This is a genomic window from Streptomyces sp. HUAS YS2, from assembly GCF_033343995.1.
GTDB classification, from domain to species: Bacteria; Actinomycetota; Actinomycetes; order Streptomycetales; family Streptomycetaceae; genus Streptomyces; species Streptomyces solicathayae.
Window position 1 is genome coordinate 7,646,653 of record NZ_CP137573.1, and the last position, 17,247, is coordinate 7,663,899.

The window sequence follows — 17,247 nt, forward strand, 5'->3', positions numbered from 1 at the left end:
GCACGGGCGTGGCGCCGGTTCCCCGCGGGGAACCGGCGCCCACGTCGTCATATCCTCGCCCGGAGGGCGGGCAGGCCGAACGGAGGACGTACGAGGTGGCGGAGAACAGCAGGAGCGGCGGCACGGCGCAGGCGGCGGACGGCGGAGCGCGGACGACGCCGGCCTCGCTCAGCGCCCGGGCCCGGGACGCCGTCCTCCAGCGCATCGTCGACCGGCGCTACGAACAGGGCGCCCGGCTGGTGGAGCGCGAGGTCGCCGAGGAGCTGAGCATGTCCCGCGTCCCGGTGCGCGAGGCGCTGCGGGCGCTCGTCGCCGAGGGCCTGCTGGAGCTGCTGCCGCACAGCGGCGTACGGGTGCGGCGGTTGGAGCGGGCCGACGTGGAGCACCTGTACGAGGTGTGGGAACCGCTCACGATCCAGGCCACCCGGCTCGCCGCGCGCGCGGCGGCGGACGACTCCGAAGGGCTCGCCGCACTGGAGGCCACCCTGCGGCAGGCCGAGCGGGCCGCCGCCGAGGACGAGGGACCGCGGGAGGTCGCCGCGCACACCGCGTTTCACGAGGGTGTCGTCGCGATGTCGGGGAACCCGCTGCTCACCCGCACGATGGAGCAGCTCAGCTGGCAGCTCCGGCTCGTGTTCGGGATGCGTGAGGAGCCCGCGCACATGCGCGCCCAGCACGCCGAGATGTTCCGGCACATCGCCGCGGGCGACGTGGAAGCCGCGGCGGCCAGCACGCTGCTGCACGTACGGGACAGCCGCACGGTGGCGCTGCGCTCGCTGTTCGGGAACGACTGAGGTACTCGAGGGCCTCCGCTCTTTTGTATACCAGGTGGATCCAGGCCGCCTCGCATGCGGGGTGCGCTGGACGGCTCTGGGGAGTCATCCGCTCCATTCCGACCCCGGAAGGGGCATTTCGGGCCGGTTGAAGGACACCCTTGTCCGATGTCCGGAGCTTGGTATACAAAAAGCGGGAGCCGTCGCCCCTACCTCCCCAAGGAGCTCCCATGTGCGTCGAAGCCACGCCGCCGCCCCCCGGCAGGCTGACCCGCCGCGGCATCCTCGCCGGCGCGGCCGCGCTCGCGGGCACCGTGGCCGCGGCCGGCACCGCGGCCGCCGTCGCCCCGCCCGGCCTCTCGGCGACCGGCGCCGCCGGCCGGGCCTCCGGCGCAGGTCGCGGCGGCGACCTCGTGGTGGACGGCGGCACGCTCCTCGACCCGGCGACCGGCGAGGTCACCGAGGACGCCGTCCTCGTCATCACCGGCGGCGTCGTGAGCGCCGCGGGCCGCCGGGGGAGCGTCACCGTGCCCAGCGGCGTTCCGGTCCTCGCCGCCCACGGCCAGTGGGTGCTGCCCGGCCTCGTCGACGCGCACATCCACCTCAGCACCGCCGCCGAGGCCCGCGACGCGGTCCGCAAGGGCGCGACCAGCATCCGCAGCGGTTCCACGTCCTTCTACCAGGACATCGCCGTCCGCGAGATGGCCCGCCGCGCCCCCACCCTCGCGCCCCGCGTGAAGGCCGCCGGCGTCTTCGTCACCCCGGACCTCGGCGACAGCGTGCTCGCCGACCCGGACCTCACCGACCTGGCCCTGCTCAAGGACGGGGTCCGCTCCGCCGAGGCGCTGCGCCGCGTCGTCGAGGTGAACCTGGAGCGCGGCGCCGACGTCGTCAAGACGCGCGTCAACGAGCGCGCCGGGCTCCCGGAGCAGGACCCGCTCGCCCAGGTGTACTCGTACGAGCAGCTCGCCGAGATCGTGGCCGCAGCCCGGCGCGGCGGCAAGGGCGTCCTCTGCCACAGCTACAGCGAGAAGGGCTGCCACGACGCGGTCACGGCCGGCATCCGCTCCCTGGAGCACGGCGCGTTCGTCGGCGAGCGCACACTGCACGAGATGCGCCGCAGGGGTACGTACTTCACGCCGACGCTCGCCGCGATCGCCGGCATGATCGACTCCCCTGACCCGATCCTCGCCGAGCGCGGCCGGACCTACCTGCCCGTCCTCAAGCAGGCCGTCCTCGCCGCGCACGAGTTGGGCGTGCCGCTCGCCGCGGGCACCGACTCGTCGGGCGGCAACGTCCGTCCCATCGGCCGCGAGGTGGAGCTGATGCGCGAGGCCGGCCTGTCCGCCATCGACGCGATCCGCACCGCCACCACGGGTGCCGCGCGCCTGCTCGGCCTGGAGCGCACGGTGGGCCGGCTCGTCCGCGGCTTCGCCGGCGACGTCATCCTCGTCGACCGCGACCCGCTGGCCGATGTGACCGTCCTGAAGCAGCCGGTCCGCGTCGTGCGCGCCGGTATCGCGGTCTGACCGACGCGCCCACTCGTGCGTACGGGGGACCTGACGCCCCCTACGTACACGCGTGGGTGACGATCCGGAAGATCCGGACACGCAAGCGCCCCCACTTTCCCCCCGCGCCCCCACCTCCCCCCCCACGCCCCACCTCCCCCTCACCCCACTCCTCTCCCCTTCCCCTTTGTCGAAGGAGCCCCGTTCCATGCAGTCGAACTCGCAGTCGGAGCAGTCCGCGCTGTCCCGCCGCACCATGCTCGCCGGTGCCGCCGCCCTGGCCGGAACGACCGCCGCGTTCGCCGCCACCGCGGTCCCGGCCCAGGCCGCCACAGGCTCCGCCGCCACGGCCGGAGCGGCGTCCGGCGCCTCGAAGCCCGGCGAGGATGCCCGGGCGCGGAACGGCCGTCCCGGCAAGCCCGTGGTCTTCAAGAACGTCCGCCCCTTCGGCGCGGACAAGGCCGTGGACCTGGTCGTCGTCGACGGCCGGATCGCGAAGGGCCCCGCACCCCGCGGCGCCCACGTCGTCGACGGTGGCGGCCGCATCGCGCTGCCGTCCATGGTCGACGCGCACATCCACCCCGAGAAGACGACCTGGGGCGGCTCGTGGGTGTCCCGCAAGAAGGCGAACAGCATCGCCGACTTCGTCGCCCAGGACGTCGAGCTCTACAAGGCGCAGACCCGCTCCGTCGCTGACCGCGCGTACGGCCTGATGTCGCACGCCATCACCCGCGGCACCCGTGCCATGCGTGCCCACGCCGACATCGCCCCGGCGTACGGCCTGGCCGGCATCGAGGGTCTCGGCGAGGCCCGTCGACGCCTGAGCCACGCGCTCGACGTCCAGATCGTGGCGTTCCCGCAGCACGGCGTCATCCGCACCCCCGGCACCGCCGAACTGCTGGAGGAGGCCGCCCGCAACGGGCTCGTCGACATGATCGGCGGCATCGACCCGATCGGCTTCGACCACGCACTCGACGAGCAGCTCGACCTCGTCTTCGGCATCGCCGACCGGCACGGCATCGGCGTGGACATCCACCTGCACGACCGGGGCGAGAACGGCCTCACCGCGCTGCGCGGCATCATCGACCGCACGCGCGCCCTGTCGCTGCAGGGGCGGGTCACCGTCAGCCACGTCTTCTGCCTGCCGGCCCTGTCCGACAAGGACCTCGGCGTCATCGCCGCCGACCTCGCCGAGCTCGAGATCGCCGTGACCACCGTCGCCTACTCCGAGAGCCTCGTGCTGCCGGTCTCCCGGCTGCGCGAGCACGGGGTGCGGGTGGGCCTCGGGTCCGACGGCGTGCGTGACTCGTGGAGCCCGTTCGGCGACGCGGACATGCTGCACCGCGCCCACATCTTCGGCTGGGTGCGGGACATCCGTCTCGACCAGGAGCTGACCGAGTGCTACGAGGTCGCGGCACACGGCGGCGCGGACGTGATGCACCTCCCGCACGCGGACTTCGAGCCGGGCTCGCCGGCCGACTTCGTCCTCGTCCGCGGTGAGTGCCTGCCGCAGATCGTGGTGGACATGCCGCAGCGCGACCTGGTCGTGCACGGCGGCCGGATCGTGGCGCGCGACGGCGAGCTGGTCGACTGACGTACCGTCGTACGCGGGTCGTAGGCGTGGTACGCGTGGTACGGGGAGAGGCGGCCCTGGCTCAGCGCTCGTCGTGACGGGCCCTGGCCGCCAGCACCTCGTCCATGTGCTCCTCGGCCCATGCCTTGATCGCCTGCATCAGCGGGACCAGGCTCCGACCGAGCGGGGTGAGGGCGTAGTCGACCCGGACCGGGACGGACGGGGTGACGGTACGCGTCACCAGTCCGTCCCGTTCCAGGTTGCGCAGGCTCTGCGTCAGCATCTTCTGACTGACGCTCACGATGCGCCGGGACAGGTCCGAGTAGCGCTGTGGGCCGTCCGCCAGGGCGCTGACGATGAGGCTGACCCACTTGTCGCCGATCCGGTCCAGCAGATGCCGGGCCGGGCATTCGGCGAGATAGGCGTCGTAGGCCGCCCGCGCCCGGTCCCGGTCGTGTTCCGTCGTCATGTTGGCTTCCCCCCGCCCCGCGTGGCTCTCTCCGTCGTGCGCTACGCACCTTGAAGTGCCTTCTTCCCGATGGAGAGTAGCTCTCCGTAGGGTCGAAGGCGTCCGGAAGAGCGGAAGCCGAGCGGGAGGAGACGCGCATGCGCGCGGTCGTGGTGCGGGACGTGGGCGGGCCGGAGGCGCTGGAGCTCGTGGAAGTGCCGGTCCCCGTGCCGGGTCCGGGGCAGGTACGGATCCGGGTGGCGGCCGCGGCGGTCAACCCGGTGGACGCGGCGACGCGTTCGGGAGGACTGCTCGCCGCGGGCCTCATGCCGGCCCGGGACGTCATCGGCATCGGCTGGGACGTCGCGGGCGACGTCGACGCGACCGGCCCGGGGGTGACCGGCTTCGCGCCGGGCGATGCGGTCATCGGCGTACGCGACCGGCTCGACGTCCCGCTCGGCACGTACGCGGAGCACGTCGTCCTCGACGCCGGGGCCGTCGCCCCGGCCCCCACCCGTCTGACGGCCGCCGAAGCGGCCACGCTGCCGTTGAACGGACTCACCGCCTTCCAGGCGCTGGACCTGCTCACCGCCGAACCGGGCAGCACCCTCCTGGTCACCGGAGCGGCGGGCGCGGTCGGCGGCTTCGCCGTGGAACTGGCCGCGGCACGCGGGCTGCGCGTGCTGGCCGTCGCCGGCGCCGAGGACGAGGAGTTCGTCCGGGGCGCGGGCGCCGAGTGGTTCGTCCCGCGCACCGCGACCGACCTCGCGGAGGAGGTCCGCGCCCTGGTCCCCGGCGGCGTCGACGCCGCCCTCGACGCGGCCGTGCTCGGCATCCCGGTCCTCGGCGCGGTACGCAACCGGGGCGCGTTCGTGTCCGTTGTCGGCGGCGCCGCGCCGGCCGCACTGCGCGGCATCTCGGTGCATCAGCAGTGGATCGCCGCCGACGCCGGCACCCTGGCCCACCTTGCCGCACTCGCCGACGCGGGCACCCTCACTCCGCGCGTCGCGGACACGCTCCCGCTGGAGGAGGCACCCCACGCGCACGCCCGCCTGGCGAAGGGCGGCCTGCGCGGAAGACTGGTATTGACTCCCTGATTCCCTGGCTCCCTGACTCCCTGACTCCTCGACACCCGGACAGGCGCCGACGCTGACGCTCCTCGAACGCCGGGGATGACAGAGTTGTCCCGTACCAGAGGACCGGGTAGCTCGTACTCTCCAGGGAGCGTCATGCGTACTCACGCGACCGCACAGCTGATCGGCGGCCGCTCGCACCAGTGCGACGCGACCGCGACGTACGCCGGCGCCGGCTCCGGGACCCGCGCGTACGCGCTCCTCGACGGCATCGGAAGCTCGGACGAGGTCCGCGACTGGACCCGTACGTACGCCCGTCGCCTCGCCCGGGCCGCCGCCCGCGACGGCGCCGAGGCGGGCCTGCGGGCCGTCCACGCGCTCGCCGCGGCGGAGCCGGACCGCGACACGTGGAAGGCCGCCCATCTGCCCGCAGCCGTCGCGGTCGTCGCCGTCGCCGAGCCCGGCGCGCCGCTCTCGGTCGCCTGGTGCGGCGACGCCCGCGCCTACCTCGCGCCGCCCGACGGCCCGTCGCTCGTCCGCCTCACCACGGACCACAACATGCGACAGGTCCTCCTCGACATGGGCGCCGTGCCCGGCCCGTACGCGCGCAACACCGTCACGTCCTACCTCGGCGACATCCGCGAGACCCCGGCCATCGAAAGCGTCACCGCCCCCGCCGCGGGCCGCCTCCTCCTGGCGAGCGACGGCTGCTACGAGCCCCTGGAGGACCACGATCTCGACCTCTCCGTCTACCTGACCGACACCACCCCGTACCAGGCGGCCCGCGCCCTGGTCCGCGCAGCGGTCACCCACGCCGGCACCCACGCCGACAACGCCACGGCCCTGGTCGCCGACCTCTGACTCCGAGTCACGCACAGGAGCCGGGGCACATCGGCGAGGTCGACACTGGCACTTGTAGCCTGCGGGCCATGACGCTTGGGGTGGGGGCGGGGCACGGTTTCGGGGCGCGGAAGTTGCTCGCGGAGGCGGGTGTGGATCCGGACGATCTGCGGCTGGACGTGTACGAGCAGGTGGACCGTGGAATCGCGCTGGCCATGCAGGGGTTCGACTCCGGGCGGCCCGAGCTGGTCGAGGGCGCGGTCTCCGTCGCCTCGGACATTCTGCGGCGATGGCGTACGCCCCGGCCGGAGTTGGTGGCCGGACTGGTCCGATGTCTGGAGTCCCGTCACCCCCATGCCAGGGGCGACGCGGCGATGGTGCTGGCGCGGCTCGTGTCGGTGGACTCCACGCAGGACATCTCGTCGGCCGTTCCCGCGCTGATCACGGCCGCCGACGATTCCTACGACCGGGTGGCCGGGCCGGCGGCGCTGGCTCTTGCCCGTCTTGGTCATCCGGGGGTTCTGGACCCTGTGCACCGGTGGTTGGCGTCGAGCAGCCGGCTCCCGTTCTTCCAGGTGACTTCACTCGGGCAGGTTCTCCGGCCGTTGGCGCGCTGTGCCGACGAGTTGCTCCCCGGGATCCGTCGCATGCTCGTCGACTCGGCCGACGGTGAGGGCCTGCGTCCGGTCCTCGACGCACTGGCGGCGTGGGGCCCCGCCGCCGGCGCGGCTGTTCCCGAGTTGGCGCAGGCCCTCGCCACCCGCAACGTGCGACGTGCTCGGCAGCATCGGCGCGGCCGCGGCCCCCGCGGCGAGCACCCTGGACGGCTTCGTCCGCGGCCTCACGCAGCCACCCCGCCACGACGGTGGCGCGCCGCTGCCGAACGGCGTACGAAGATGGCACGGCGCCCAGAACGCGGCGTGGGCCCATTGGCGGATCACCGGTGGATCGAAGCTCTTCCTGGCTTTCCTGGAGGACGCGGCATCCCAGGGCCTGGGGTACGCCGACCTCGGCCGGCTGGCGGAGTTGGGGCCGCGGGCGTCGCGATGCGCGACCGCCGTCCGGCCGTTGCTGGAGTCACCCGGCCCGTGGACCCGCGTCCAGGCCGCCCACGCCTGGTGGCGGATCACCGGCGACACCGACGCCGCCGTCCCGGTCCTGCTGGAGGCGCTGGAACCTCTGAAGTCGGGTGACGCCGACGAACCGTGCCGCGCGGCGGTCCGGTACATCGCCCGGATCGGCGCCCCGGCCCTCGCCGCGGCACCTCTGCTCGAAGCGACGCTGTCGTCCGACCGGTGCTTCCCCTGGGACGTCTACCCCGCGGCACGCGCGGCGCTGCTGGCCTTCGGCGGCGGGTAGACACAGCCGCCCCGCGGCATCGCCGGATCGGCCCGGGCCTCTCGGCCTCGGCGGTTCGGCGGCCTCAGGTCTCCGACCGCTCCAGTTCCATCGACACCGCGACCAGTCGGTCGCTGACCCGGCTCTCCGGTTCCCCCGTCAGCGCCGACCGGTACGCGCGGATCGCCGGGTCGGAGAGGGTGAACGTCACGACCGGACAGTCCTGCGCGTCGTTCGTCGTCTCGGGCGTGCAGCGGCCCACGGACATGAGCGTGTGCCCGGGGCAGACCGCCGCGGCCGGCAGGTCGATCTTCAGCAGCAGGTTGTCGCCGGGCTTGACGCGGTACGCGCCGGACGAGGGAGGCGGTACGACCCCCTCCGGGTACTTTCCGTCCACGACCGTCGCCGAGAGGCCGCGGGCCGAGGCACGGCGGCCCTCGCCGTGCGGACCGTAGATGTCGACCGTCACCCGGCGCTCGGCGATCGGCGCGTCGAGCAGCAACGGGCGGTCGATCGTGCGCAGGAAGGCGTGCAGGCTGAAGGTGGTACGGCCCGGCTGCTTCGCGCCGGGGGACTGCGCACTCCAGCCGCCGAACCCCAGCTGGGGATCCTTGCCCCGCTCGCCGGACCCTTTCGCCGCCGGCCGGGGATCCTCGTCCACCCGGCACTTCGACAACTGGGCCACCCCGCCGCCGGGCAGCGGGGCGTCCGGCAGCGGCACCGCAGGCCGCGGCGGCAGCCCCGCGAGCGGCCCGCCGGGACCGGCGGACGGGAACGCCAACACCCCCGCCCACACCACGAGTGCGACGACCGGGACCGAGAGGATCAGCCAGGAACGCGACGACAGCCGGAACATACCGCTCATGATCAGTTCAGCGTGCCCGGGCGTGCGAATGTCACTCCCCGCGCAGCGATTTCGTCATCACCTGCTGCCCCGCCCCGTCGAGCTCCGCGAGATCGAAGCCGTTGCGGCGGTACAGCGCGAGAGCGGACTCGTTGTCCGGCAGCACCGTCAGCTCCAGTACGTCCGCCTCCGAACGCAGCGCCCACGCCTCGACCGCCTCGATCAACCGGTCCCCGACCCCTCTGCCGCGCGCCTCCGGACCGACCCACACCGACCGCAGCTCGACCACGCCGTCGGCCCCGTCCCGCGGCACGGCCCGGGCCACGCCCACGGCGCGGTCGTCCAGCACCGCCACGAGGTTGTACGTCCCGGGAGCCGTGAGGCGCTCACGCCACTGCTTCTCCCCACCGCGCGACCAGTCGTCGAGCCGCGCCCTGAAGGCGTGCGGGGCGTCGGTCAGCGCGGCGAGGCGCACCTCCCGCCACAACGGCCAGTCCTCCGAGGTCATCACGTGCAGGCGCAACATGCGGACGAGTCTGCCCCACCTGCCGCGCGGTCGGAAGCAGCCCGCACCCGTGCGCCCCCAGGAGCCGATGCGGAACCCTGTTGTCCGCACGGGACCGCGCTGCGATGATCTTCGCCATGCCTGCCTTCACCACGTACGACGGAACCGAACTGGCCTACCGCGAGACCGGCGACGGCGATCCCGTCGTCTGCGTCCCGGGGGGTCCGCAGGACTCCCTGTACCTCTCCGACCTCGGTGGCCTCTCCGCCCACCGCCGGCTGATCCTGCTCGACCTCCGCGGCACGGGCGGATCCCCGGCCCCCGAGGACGCCACCGCCTACCGTTGCGACCGGCTCGTCGACGACCTGGAGGCGCTCCGCGCCCACCTCGGGCTCGACCGGATGGACCTGCTGGCGCACTCCGCCGGTGCGAACATCGCGGTCCAGTACGTGGCTCGGCACCCCGAACGCATCGCCCGGCTCGCCCTGATCACCCCGAGCACCCGGGCCGTCGGCATCGACGTCACCGCCGACGACCGGATCGAGACCGCGCGGCTGCGTGACGGCGAGCCCTGGTTCGACGAGGCGTTCGCCGCCCTGGAGGCGATCGTGGCCGGGCAGGTGACCGGCGAGCGGTTCCGCGCCATCGCCCCGTTCTTCTACGGCCGTTGGGACGCCGTCGCCCAGGCCCACCGGGACGCCGAGGACGAGCAGAAGAACATGGACGCGGTGCAGGGCTTTGGCGCGGAGGGCGCCTTCGACCCGGACGCCACCCGTGCCGCGCTCGCCCGCTTCGACGCGCCGGTCCTGGTCCTGGGCGGAGCGGTCGATCTGAACTCCCCGCCGCGTGCGACGGCCGAGGTCGCCGCGCTCTTCCCGAAGGCCGAACTCACCGTCCAGCCGGACGCCGGCCACTTCCCGTGGCTGGACGACGCCGACCGCTTCGTGGCGACCACCACGGCGTTCCTCACCTGAGCCCGAGCCCCAGCCGCAGCCTGCGGCGCTGAGGTTCAGCCCGTCGTGCGGGAGCGGGGCGCCGGGAGCCGTAAGAGTCAGTTCGATTCCGCGCGGAAGGTGTCGCACAACACCACGTGGGCGTGGCCGGGTTCCTCGGCGTTGCGGCGCCGGTGGTACGCGGCCTTCTCCTCGCACGTCATCGCACCGCGCGCACGGGGGCGGCCGCTCAGATGGTGATCCGGTGCGCGAGGTTGCCGGGGTCGGTGTTGGCGCCGCACAGCACGACGGCGACTTTCTCGCCGCGGGCCGGCCGGTAACCGCGGTTCGGCACCGTCACCGGCTCGGCCGGCGTGTCTCGTTCGGGCGTTCGGTCGTCGGGGGTGGTGAGCGCGGCCAGGGCGGTCGCGGCGCCGTGTTCGACGGCGATGCGGCGGTGGTCCCAGAGGTCCTGGCGGGCGCGGGTGATCTCGCTGTCCGGTACGAGGACGGAGTGGGCCCTGTCCTGCTGGGCGGCGTGCAGGGCCATCGCGGAAGTGCGGCGGGCGCCGAGGGAGTCGGCGGCGATGGAGTCCACGGGGACGTCGACGGGCCGGCCGGCCTCGAGGGCGGCGTTCAGCGCGCGGCAGTTCTCCGGCTCCACCGCGACGGTCCGGATGCCGTGATGCCGGGCCGCCGTCGCCACTCCGGCGAAGAGGCCGCCTCCGCCGACCGCGACCACGACGGTGTCCAGGCCGGGGATCAGCCGGTGGATCTCCCCCAGCAGGGTGCCCGCCCCGGCCGCGATCAGCGGGTGGTCGTAGGCGTGCGAGGCGAGCGCGCCCGTCGTGGCCGTGAACTGTTCGCAGGCGGCCAGCGCCTCGGCGTACTCGACGCCGACGAGGCGGACATCGGCGCCGTAGCCGCGGAGCCTGGCCACCTTCACCGCGGGGGCGGTCGTGGGCAGGAACACGGTGGCGCGTACGCCCTGTTGCCGGGCGGCCCACGCGCAGGCCAGTCCGGCGTTGCCGCCGGAGGCGATGGCGACCCCCGCTTCGGGCAGGCTCCCGGCGTCGCGGTGGGCCTGGATGAAGTTCTGCGCGCCACGGGCCTTGAACGAGCCGGTGTGCTGCATGTACTCCAGAGCCAGCCACACCTCGCACGTCTCGTCCGGCCCGCCGTGGAGCGGGTCGTGGCCCGCGCCATGGAACGCGCCCGGCTCGACGGGGGAGAGGGCGACCGGGCGGACACGGCCCGCGATCCGGCCGGCCGCGGCCTTGACGTCGCCGTACGTAAGAGTGGTGTGCACCTCGACGCTCCTGCCGTGAGTAGCCTGCCTGATCCGCCTCGCCATGATTTCAGCGTCGTTGCTGGTTTCAGGGATATCTACGAGCGAGGGAGGCCGCGTTCACCGCGTAGGTCGGCTCTGTGAGCCGTCTGGACTCGATGAAGGGTTGCAGCCGGCCCAGCACCACCGGAACGCTCGGGAAAAGTGCGACGACGTCGTCCAACTCCACCAGTCCACGGCTGACGAGGAACGCAATCAGTTCGAGCTTCTGCAGCAGATCCTCGACGACCTCGCGATCCTCGGGCGTCAGCGAGGCTGCGTTCACCTCGCCAAGTCGCAGACGGCGCCGTACCTTTCTGAGGGGAGGCGCCTGGAACTCCTGGTGGATGGCGATCAGTGACTGAAGCGCTCTGGTGTGCTTGGACTCCTTGATCTGCTCCCGCGCGTATACGCATGCGACGATCACCACAACCGCGCTCAGCGCGCCGCTCACCCCTTGCACGGCGTCCCACACAGCAACATCCCCACCCCGGGCGGGGACGTCCGGCATCCCCGCGTACCTCCCGACACCCTACTTTCCGAGCCCTGCCCACCCGGTGCCCTACGTCCGCGGTGACCAGGAATTGGGTCCGAGACCCACTCCTGCTCACCGGCTAGGAACGGTGTCGTACGGCCTCGGTGAGGCGGTCGGCCGCGTCGATGGCGACCTTCGCGAGCCGGGCGCCAGGGTGGCGGGTGAGGCGTTGGATCGGGCCGGTGACGGTGATGGCGGCCACGACACGATGGGCCGGGTCGCGCACCGGCGCCGAGACGGAGGCCATGCCGGGTTCGCGCTCACCGATCGACTGGGCCCAGCCTCGGCGCCGTACGCCGCTCAACGCGGTGGCGGTGAAGCGAGCCCCCTGCAGACCGTGGTGGTAGCGCTCGGGCTCCTCCCAGGCCAGCAGGACCTGGGCGGCGGAGCCGACCTTCATGGGGAGTGCGGAGCCGACGGGTACGACGTCGCGCAGGCCGGTGGTCCGCTCGGCGGCGGCGACGCAGACGCGCATCTCCCCCTGTCGGCGGTAGAGCTGCGCGCTCTCGCCTGTGGTGTCGCGCAGGGCGCTGAGGACCGGGCCGGCCGCGGCCAGCAGGCAGTCCTCTCCCGCGACGGCCGAGAGCTCGGCCAGTCGGGGGCCGAGGACGAAGCGTCCCTGCAGGTCCCTGCCGACCAGGCGATGGCGTTCGAGAGCGGTGGCGAGCCGGTGGGCCGTGGGCCGAGCCAGGCCGGTGGCGGCGACGAGCCCCGCCAGAGTGGCCGGCCCCGAGGCCAGCGCACCGAGGATCACCGCGGTCTTGTCGAGGACACCGACATCGCTGGAAATATCCGACATGTTCACGAAAGGGGGTACTCCAGTCTCGGCCCGCGACGTCATGAATCGCGGGGAAGCTCGCCCAGGCGAGGGCAGGGACGGTCAGCGAGGAAGGGCCGAAGTGGTCGGCCGCTATGCCGCGGTGATCGCGAGACGGGCACAGATGGCGACGCGCGTACGGATCGCGAGACGGGTACGCGGAACACGAAGGCCCGGAGCCGAGAGACCTTGGGCAAGGGGCAGCACAGAGAGCACCGTGTCTCCTCATCTTTTCCCGCGCCACGTTGGCGCGGGCCGGAGTTGGCACTGATCCCGACGGCGCGGCGCGAACATTGAGCGCCGAGTCGACCGGGGAGTTGCCGGGGCTTCGTAGGGCCGGTCCCTCCACCCCTCTGGATGATTCGCGAGGAACGATACAAGACTCCCGGCGCTGCCTGCCAACGGGTTCCCGGCAACGCAATCGGCAGGTCGGGCCGACCACGACGCTGACGCCGTATCGCGTGTAGCCGCTGACCTCCAGGCCCGATCCCAGGCCGGAAGTGCGTGCCACGTCGCCCGTCTTGCGGACGCTCGGCGCAGGTCGCGCGCTGGGCGCTCCGCCAAGCGATTACCATCCCTCCGGGATGATCTGGTCCAAACCGCCACAAACTCCGGACACAGTCTCCGGCCGACGCGCGACAACGACGAGGAGCAGACCACGTGAGCCGACCGCACGCTCGCCCACACCCCGGGACAACGCCGGGCGAGACGCCGCTCGGGGAGCCCCGCTGGCCGATGGCCACGGCCGTGCTGGCCGCCATGGCGCTGACGCTGCTGCTCCCCGACGACCTGCGGCTGGCGCCCGCTTGGGTGCTGCCCTCCGTGGAGGGGCTGCTCCTGCTCACGTTGATCGCGGGCGACCCGGGCCGGATCGACCGCCGCTCCGTCGCGCTTCGTGCCGTGTCGATCGCGCTGGTCTGCGTTCTCGCTCTCGGTGCCGTCTGGTCGACTGTCCAGCTGATCGACGACATCCTGCACAACGGGAAGGAGACGGCATCCGCCACCAGTCTGCTCCAGACCGGAGCCAACGTCTGGGTCGGAACCGTCCTCGCCTTCTCCTTGCTGTACTTCGACCTCGACGGCGGTGGTCCCGCGGCCCGTGTTCAGCGGATGCCCGCCCACCCGGCCCTCGCCTTCCCGCAGCAGCTCAGCCCTGAACTCGCCCCCGCCGATTGGCGACCTCGGTACGTCGACTACCTCTATCTCGCGCTGACCAACGCCACCGCCTTCAGCCCCACGGACGTGATGCCGCTGGCACCCTGGGCCAAGATCACCATGGCGGTCCAGTCCCTCGTTTCTCTACTCATCCTGGGCCTGGTCGTCGCGCGGGCCGTCAATGTCCTTACTTGAGACGGACGGCACGCTCCTCAACCGGATCCGCCGGGGCGGCGGCGGCACGCAGCGCAGCCTCCACCCGGCGGTTGCTGGTCATCGTCGCGGTGACGGTGGTCATGGTGAGGAGGAGGCCGGCGGCGGCGTAGAGCGGGGTGCGGACGTCGAAGGTCGTGGCCAGCCAGCCGCCGAGGAAGGCGCCGAACGGGGCGGCGCACATGGCGAGCATGCGGGAGGTGGAGGCGACCCGGCCCATCAGGTGGGCGGGGACGATCGACTGTCGCAGGGAGGGGGCGAGCACCATCGTGGCGCCCATGCCCGCGCCGCAGACGGCGAGCGCGAGGCCGGCGACGTACGGGTTCGGGGCGGCGGCGAGGCCCAGGACGGCAAGTCCCTCGACCGCGGCCGTGCAGGTCAGCGCGGTGCCGGTGCCGAGTCGGCGGCCGAGGAAGGAGGCGATGCCCGCGCCGAGCAGACCGCCGGTGGCCTCCGCCGTGAGGAGCAGGCCGAAGCCGAAGGTGTCGATGCCGAGCCGTTCGTGCGCGAAGAGGGCGAGTACGGTCTCCACGGCGAGGAAGGCGATGTTCCCGACCGCCGGACGCAGCGCGAGCCCGAGCAGCAACTGGTCCCGGAAGACGTACGAGGCGCCGGCCCGCGCCTGCCGCAGCAGCGACTCACGGGCCTGCGGTACGGGCAGGGGTGCGGCAGGCAGCGACCGCACCAGAACTGCGGAGACCGCGAACGACACCGCGTCGGCGAGCAGCGGAACCGACCGCCCGAGCGCGAGCAGGGCACTGCCCGCGGGCGGCCCGGCGAAGCCGGACGCGGCGGTCTGGGTTCCGCGCAGGCGGGAGTTGGCGCGCTCCAGGAGCGCGGGGTCGCGGCCGAGCAGATCCGGTAGATACGCCGTGGCGGCCGTGTCGAAGAAGAGTCCGCCGAGGCCGAGGAGGAAGGCGACGGCCGCGAGCAGGGGAATGCTCAGCACGTCGAGCACGGCCGCTGCGGCCGGCATCGCGAGCAGCACCGCACGCGCCGCGTCCGTGACCCACATCGTGCGCCGGCGGTCCCAGCGGTCCACCAGCGCGCCGCCGAGCACCCCGAAGAGCAGCCACGGCAGCGTTCCGGCGGCCGTGACGACGGCGAGGGCCATCGGATCCCGCGTCAACGTCAGCGCGAGCAGCGGCAGTGCGGCATGTGTCACCCCGTCACCGAGCGAGGACACCGTCTGAGCAGTCCAGAGCCGGCCGAACCCGGTCGGCAACTTCCGATCCTCCGAGGTCACTTGGCGTCCCCCTCCGCCTGGTCTCCGGACGCCGGGTGGAACAGTGCGAAGACGAGTGACGCGTCCGGCAGGGAAGGATCGGACAGTTCCCGGTACTCGTCCACCAGCGCCTGCAGTCGAGCCCCCAGCTCCGCGAACTGCTCCTCGGTGAGCCGCAGATGCGCCATCCCGACGTGCCGCTCGCGATCCGCCGGTGCCGCCTCCAGGTCCGCCACCGCATGCCGCATCAGCACATCCGGGCCTCCCTCGCCCGGATCCGGCAGTTCGATCGACCGCGCGGCCATCGCGTAGTACCGCTCGGTGACCCCCCGAACCTTCCGCGTGCGCACCACCTTCACCAGGCCGGCGCGTTCGAGCAGTCGTACGTGGTAGCTGGAACTCCCCTTCGCGAGGCCCACTCGCTCGGCGATCTGGGTGATCGTCGCGGGCTCGAAGCGGAGCACGGCCATGATCCGGTGACGCGTCAGATTGGAGACGGCGCGCAGCTGTTCGTCCGTGGTGACGTGGAACGTCTCGGGGAGATCCTCGGTAGGCATGCCCTCAATGGTCAACACTTCTTGACCATTTGGCAAGGGAGTTTCGTTCGAGCTTCCGAAGTCGACCGTTCCGCACGTGAGGCCTCCGCGTCGGGCGGACCGGCGTTTTGACGAATGCCAAAGGGAGGCGCGCCGGTACGGGCGTTCAGCCGATGGGCGGCGTGGTTGGCTGTCTGCCCCGGCGGGCCCGCCTGCGTCCGGCGCACGTGTGCGGCACCGAAGGGCGTATCCACACCCGACGGCCGGCCATTCAGGGGCCACCCGACGCACCACGAACTGCCGAGAATCCGGAAGATACTGAGCGTCGCGCTGCCGTGGCGCGGGCGGTCGCCCAGGCTACGGTCGCGGGTATGGCGGATGATCGACAAGGGTGGCTGAGGTGTCTGCTCGGCGGAGCGGTGTTCGTGGTCTGCATGGCCGGAACAACGCTGCCGACGCCGCTCTATCCCCTCTACCAGGAGAAGTTCGGGTTCTCCGAACTGACCGTCACGGTCGTGTACGCCGTCTACGCCTTCGGTGTCATCGGCGTGCTGCTGCTGGCGGGCAATGCGTCCGACACGATCGGCAGGCGACCGACTCTGCTGTGGGGCCTGGGATTCGCGGCGGCGAGCGCCGTCTGCTTCCTGTGCGCCGACGCCCTGGGCTGGCTGTACGCGGGCCGGCTGCTGTCGGGCTTCTCGGCCGGCCTGTTCACGGGAGCCGCCACCGCGTACGTCATGGAGCTGGCCCCGCCCGGCGGTGCCTCCCGCGCGACGCTCGTGGCGACGGCCGCCAACATGGGCGGGCTGGGCTGCGGCCCACTCCTGGCAGGTCTGCTCGCCGAGTACGCCCCCGAGCCGCTGCTGTTGCCGTTCGCCGTGCACCTCGCCCTGGTCACGGTCTCGGCCGGCGTCCTGCTGTGGCTGCCCGAGACGGTCGAGGAGCGGCAGCCCCTCTCGTCCGTACGGCCGCAGCGACCCGCGCTGCCGGCCCAGGTGAGGGCGGTGTTCGTGCCGGCGGCCATCGCCTCATTCGCGGGGTTCGCCCTGTTCGGTGTGTTCACCTCGGTCAGTCCCGCGTTCCTCGCCCGCTACCTGCATGTCGACAATCACGCCGTCAGCGGCCTGGTCGTCGCGCTGGCCTTCTTCGCCTCCACCGCAGGACAACTGGCCGCCGGCCACTTCGGGGCGGCGCGCTCGCTGCCCCTGGGCTGTGCCGTGCTCTTCGTCGGCCTGGTCCTCCTCGCCGGCGCCATGTACGCGGAGCTTTTGGTGCTCGTCGTCCTGTCCGCCGTCGTCGGCGGCACCGGGCAGGGACTCGCCTTCCGCGCGGCGCTGTCCGCCGTCGCGGCCGCCGCACCGCCCGACCGGCGTGCGGCGGTCATCTCGGCCCTGTTCGTGGTCGCGTACACGGGAATCTCGATTCCGGTCATCGGCGTCGGCCTGCTCGCCGATCCGCTCGGTCTGGAGGGCGCGGGGCTCGTGTTCATCGCCTGCATGCTGGCGCTGGTCGCCTCCGCCGGCGTCTACCTGCTCCGACGGATGCGGCCCGCAGTGCCTTGACCGACGTCGGCGGCGGAGGACTGGTTCACGCGAGACCAACTCA

Annotated in this window: 17 protein-coding genes and 1 riboswitch; of the genes, 9 read left to right on the top strand and 8 right to left on the bottom strand. The window is 72.8% G+C overall.

The annotated features are described in order from the left end of the window. Positions 1-95: 95 nt before the first annotated feature. The 3 genes from R2D22_RS34920 to R2D22_RS34930 all read left to right on the top strand — a co-directional run bounded on the left by R2D22_RS34920 (position 96) and on the right by R2D22_RS34930 (position 3,875). The gene (locus tag R2D22_RS34920; protein WP_318109256.1) at positions 96-794 is read left to right on the top strand and encodes a GntR family transcriptional regulator; all 699 of its coding nucleotides are present in this window, start codon (positions 96-98) and stop codon (positions 792-794) included. A gap of 209 nt (positions 795-1,003) precedes the next feature. Next, positions 1,004-2,302, top strand: coding sequence for an amidohydrolase family protein (locus tag R2D22_RS34925; protein WP_318109257.1), 1,299 nt, complete (start codon positions 1,004-1,006; stop codon positions 2,300-2,302). Positions 2,303-2,489: 187 nt separating this feature from the next. Continuing rightward, positions 2,490-3,875: an amidohydrolase gene (locus R2D22_RS34930; RefSeq protein WP_318109259.1), complete on the top strand. Its 1,386-nt coding sequence runs from the start codon at positions 2,490-2,492 to the stop codon at positions 3,873-3,875. Positions 3,876-3,936: 61 nt separating this feature from the next. On the opposite strand, the gene R2D22_RS34935 is transcribed toward R2D22_RS34930, so the two are convergent. Next, positions 3,937-4,323 carry a winged helix-turn-helix transcriptional regulator gene (locus R2D22_RS34935; RefSeq protein ID WP_318109260.1) on the bottom strand — a complete coding sequence of 129 codons (387 nt, stop codon included), beginning with the start codon at positions 4,321-4,323 and terminating at the stop codon, positions 3,937-3,939. 137 nt (positions 4,324-4,460) lie between these two features. Between R2D22_RS34935 and R2D22_RS34940 the strand changes: the two genes are divergently transcribed. The 3 genes from R2D22_RS34940 (at position 4,461) to R2D22_RS34950 (ending at position 7,574) form a co-directional block, all read left to right on the top strand. Continuing rightward, positions 4,461-5,399, top strand: coding sequence for an NADP-dependent oxidoreductase (locus tag R2D22_RS34940; protein WP_318109262.1), 939 nt, complete (start codon positions 4,461-4,463; stop codon positions 5,397-5,399). Positions 5,400-5,531: 132 nt separating this feature from the next. Continuing rightward, positions 5,532-6,236, top strand: a complete 705-nt coding sequence (locus R2D22_RS34945) for a protein phosphatase 2C domain-containing protein (RefSeq protein WP_318109263.1) — start codon at positions 5,532-5,534, stop codon at positions 6,234-6,236. Positions 6,237-6,989: 753 nt separating this feature from the next. Then, a complete protein-coding gene (locus tag R2D22_RS34950; RefSeq protein WP_318109264.1) occupies positions 6,990-7,574 on the top strand; it encodes a hypothetical protein in 585 nt (194 codons plus the stop codon). 64 nt (positions 7,575-7,638) lie between these two features. Here the strand turns inward: R2D22_RS34950 and R2D22_RS34955 are convergent, their stop codons facing one another. Further along, entirely contained in the window at positions 7,639-8,418 is a 780-nt protein-coding gene (locus R2D22_RS34955; protein ID WP_318109265.1) for a hypothetical protein, read from the bottom strand. A gap of 31 nt (positions 8,419-8,449) precedes the next feature. Continuing rightward, complete coding sequence (locus R2D22_RS34960; RefSeq protein WP_318109267.1) at positions 8,450-8,923, bottom strand: GNAT family N-acetyltransferase; 474 nt, start codon at positions 8,921-8,923, stop codon at positions 8,450-8,452. A gap of 116 nt (positions 8,924-9,039) precedes the next feature. On the opposite strand from R2D22_RS34960, the gene R2D22_RS34965 reads away from it, so the two are divergent. Further along, positions 9,040-9,876 (top strand): alpha/beta fold hydrolase, encoded by an 837-nt coding sequence (locus R2D22_RS34965; RefSeq protein WP_318109268.1) that lies wholly within the window; start codon positions 9,040-9,042, stop codon positions 9,874-9,876. 208 nt (positions 9,877-10,084) lie between these two features. Here the strand turns inward: R2D22_RS34965 and R2D22_RS34970 are convergent, their stop codons facing one another. From R2D22_RS34970 to R2D22_RS34980, 3 genes are all read right to left on the bottom strand, one after another. Continuing rightward, on the bottom strand, positions 10,085-11,143 hold the full coding sequence (locus tag R2D22_RS34970; RefSeq protein ID WP_318109270.1) for a threonine/serine dehydratase: 1,059 nt from the start codon (positions 11,141-11,143) through the stop codon (positions 10,085-10,087). Positions 11,144-11,210: 67 nt separating this feature from the next. After that, the gene (locus R2D22_RS34975; RefSeq protein WP_318109272.1) at positions 11,211-11,672 is read right to left on the bottom strand and encodes a hypothetical protein; all 462 of its coding nucleotides are present in this window, start codon (positions 11,670-11,672) and stop codon (positions 11,211-11,213) included. A gap of 103 nt (positions 11,673-11,775) precedes the next feature. Continuing rightward, positions 11,776-12,495 (bottom strand): IclR family transcriptional regulator, encoded by a 720-nt coding sequence (locus R2D22_RS34980; protein WP_318110171.1) that lies wholly within the window; start codon positions 12,493-12,495, stop codon positions 11,776-11,778. Between the two features lie 240 nt (positions 12,496-12,735). After that, positions 12,736-12,877: riboswitch (SAM riboswitch) on the bottom strand. A gap of 371 nt (positions 12,878-13,248) precedes the next feature. Here R2D22_RS34980 and R2D22_RS34985 point away from each other — a divergent pair. Further along, positions 13,249-13,863 (top strand): hypothetical protein, encoded by a 615-nt coding sequence (locus R2D22_RS34985; RefSeq protein ID WP_318109273.1) that lies wholly within the window; start codon positions 13,249-13,251, stop codon positions 13,861-13,863. Here the strand turns inward: R2D22_RS34985 and R2D22_RS34990 are convergent. Next, positions 13,856-15,106, bottom strand: a complete 1,251-nt coding sequence (locus R2D22_RS34990) for an MFS transporter (RefSeq protein ID WP_411977113.1) — start codon at positions 15,104-15,106, stop codon at positions 13,856-13,858. The two genes, R2D22_RS34985 and R2D22_RS34990, sit on opposite strands and share 8 nt — an antisense overlap. 17 nt (positions 15,107-15,123) lie before the next feature. After that, positions 15,124-15,663 carry an ArsR/SmtB family transcription factor gene (locus tag R2D22_RS34995; RefSeq protein ID WP_318109277.1) on the bottom strand — a complete coding sequence of 180 codons (540 nt, stop codon included), beginning with the start codon at positions 15,661-15,663 and terminating at the stop codon, positions 15,124-15,126. Between the two features lie 350 nt (positions 15,664-16,013). Between R2D22_RS34995 and R2D22_RS35000 the strand changes: the two genes are divergently transcribed. Next, complete coding sequence (locus R2D22_RS35000) at positions 16,014-17,204, top strand: MFS transporter (RefSeq protein WP_318109278.1); 1,191 nt, start codon at positions 16,014-16,016, stop codon at positions 17,202-17,204. The last annotated feature ends 43 nt before the right edge of the window (positions 17,205-17,247 follow it).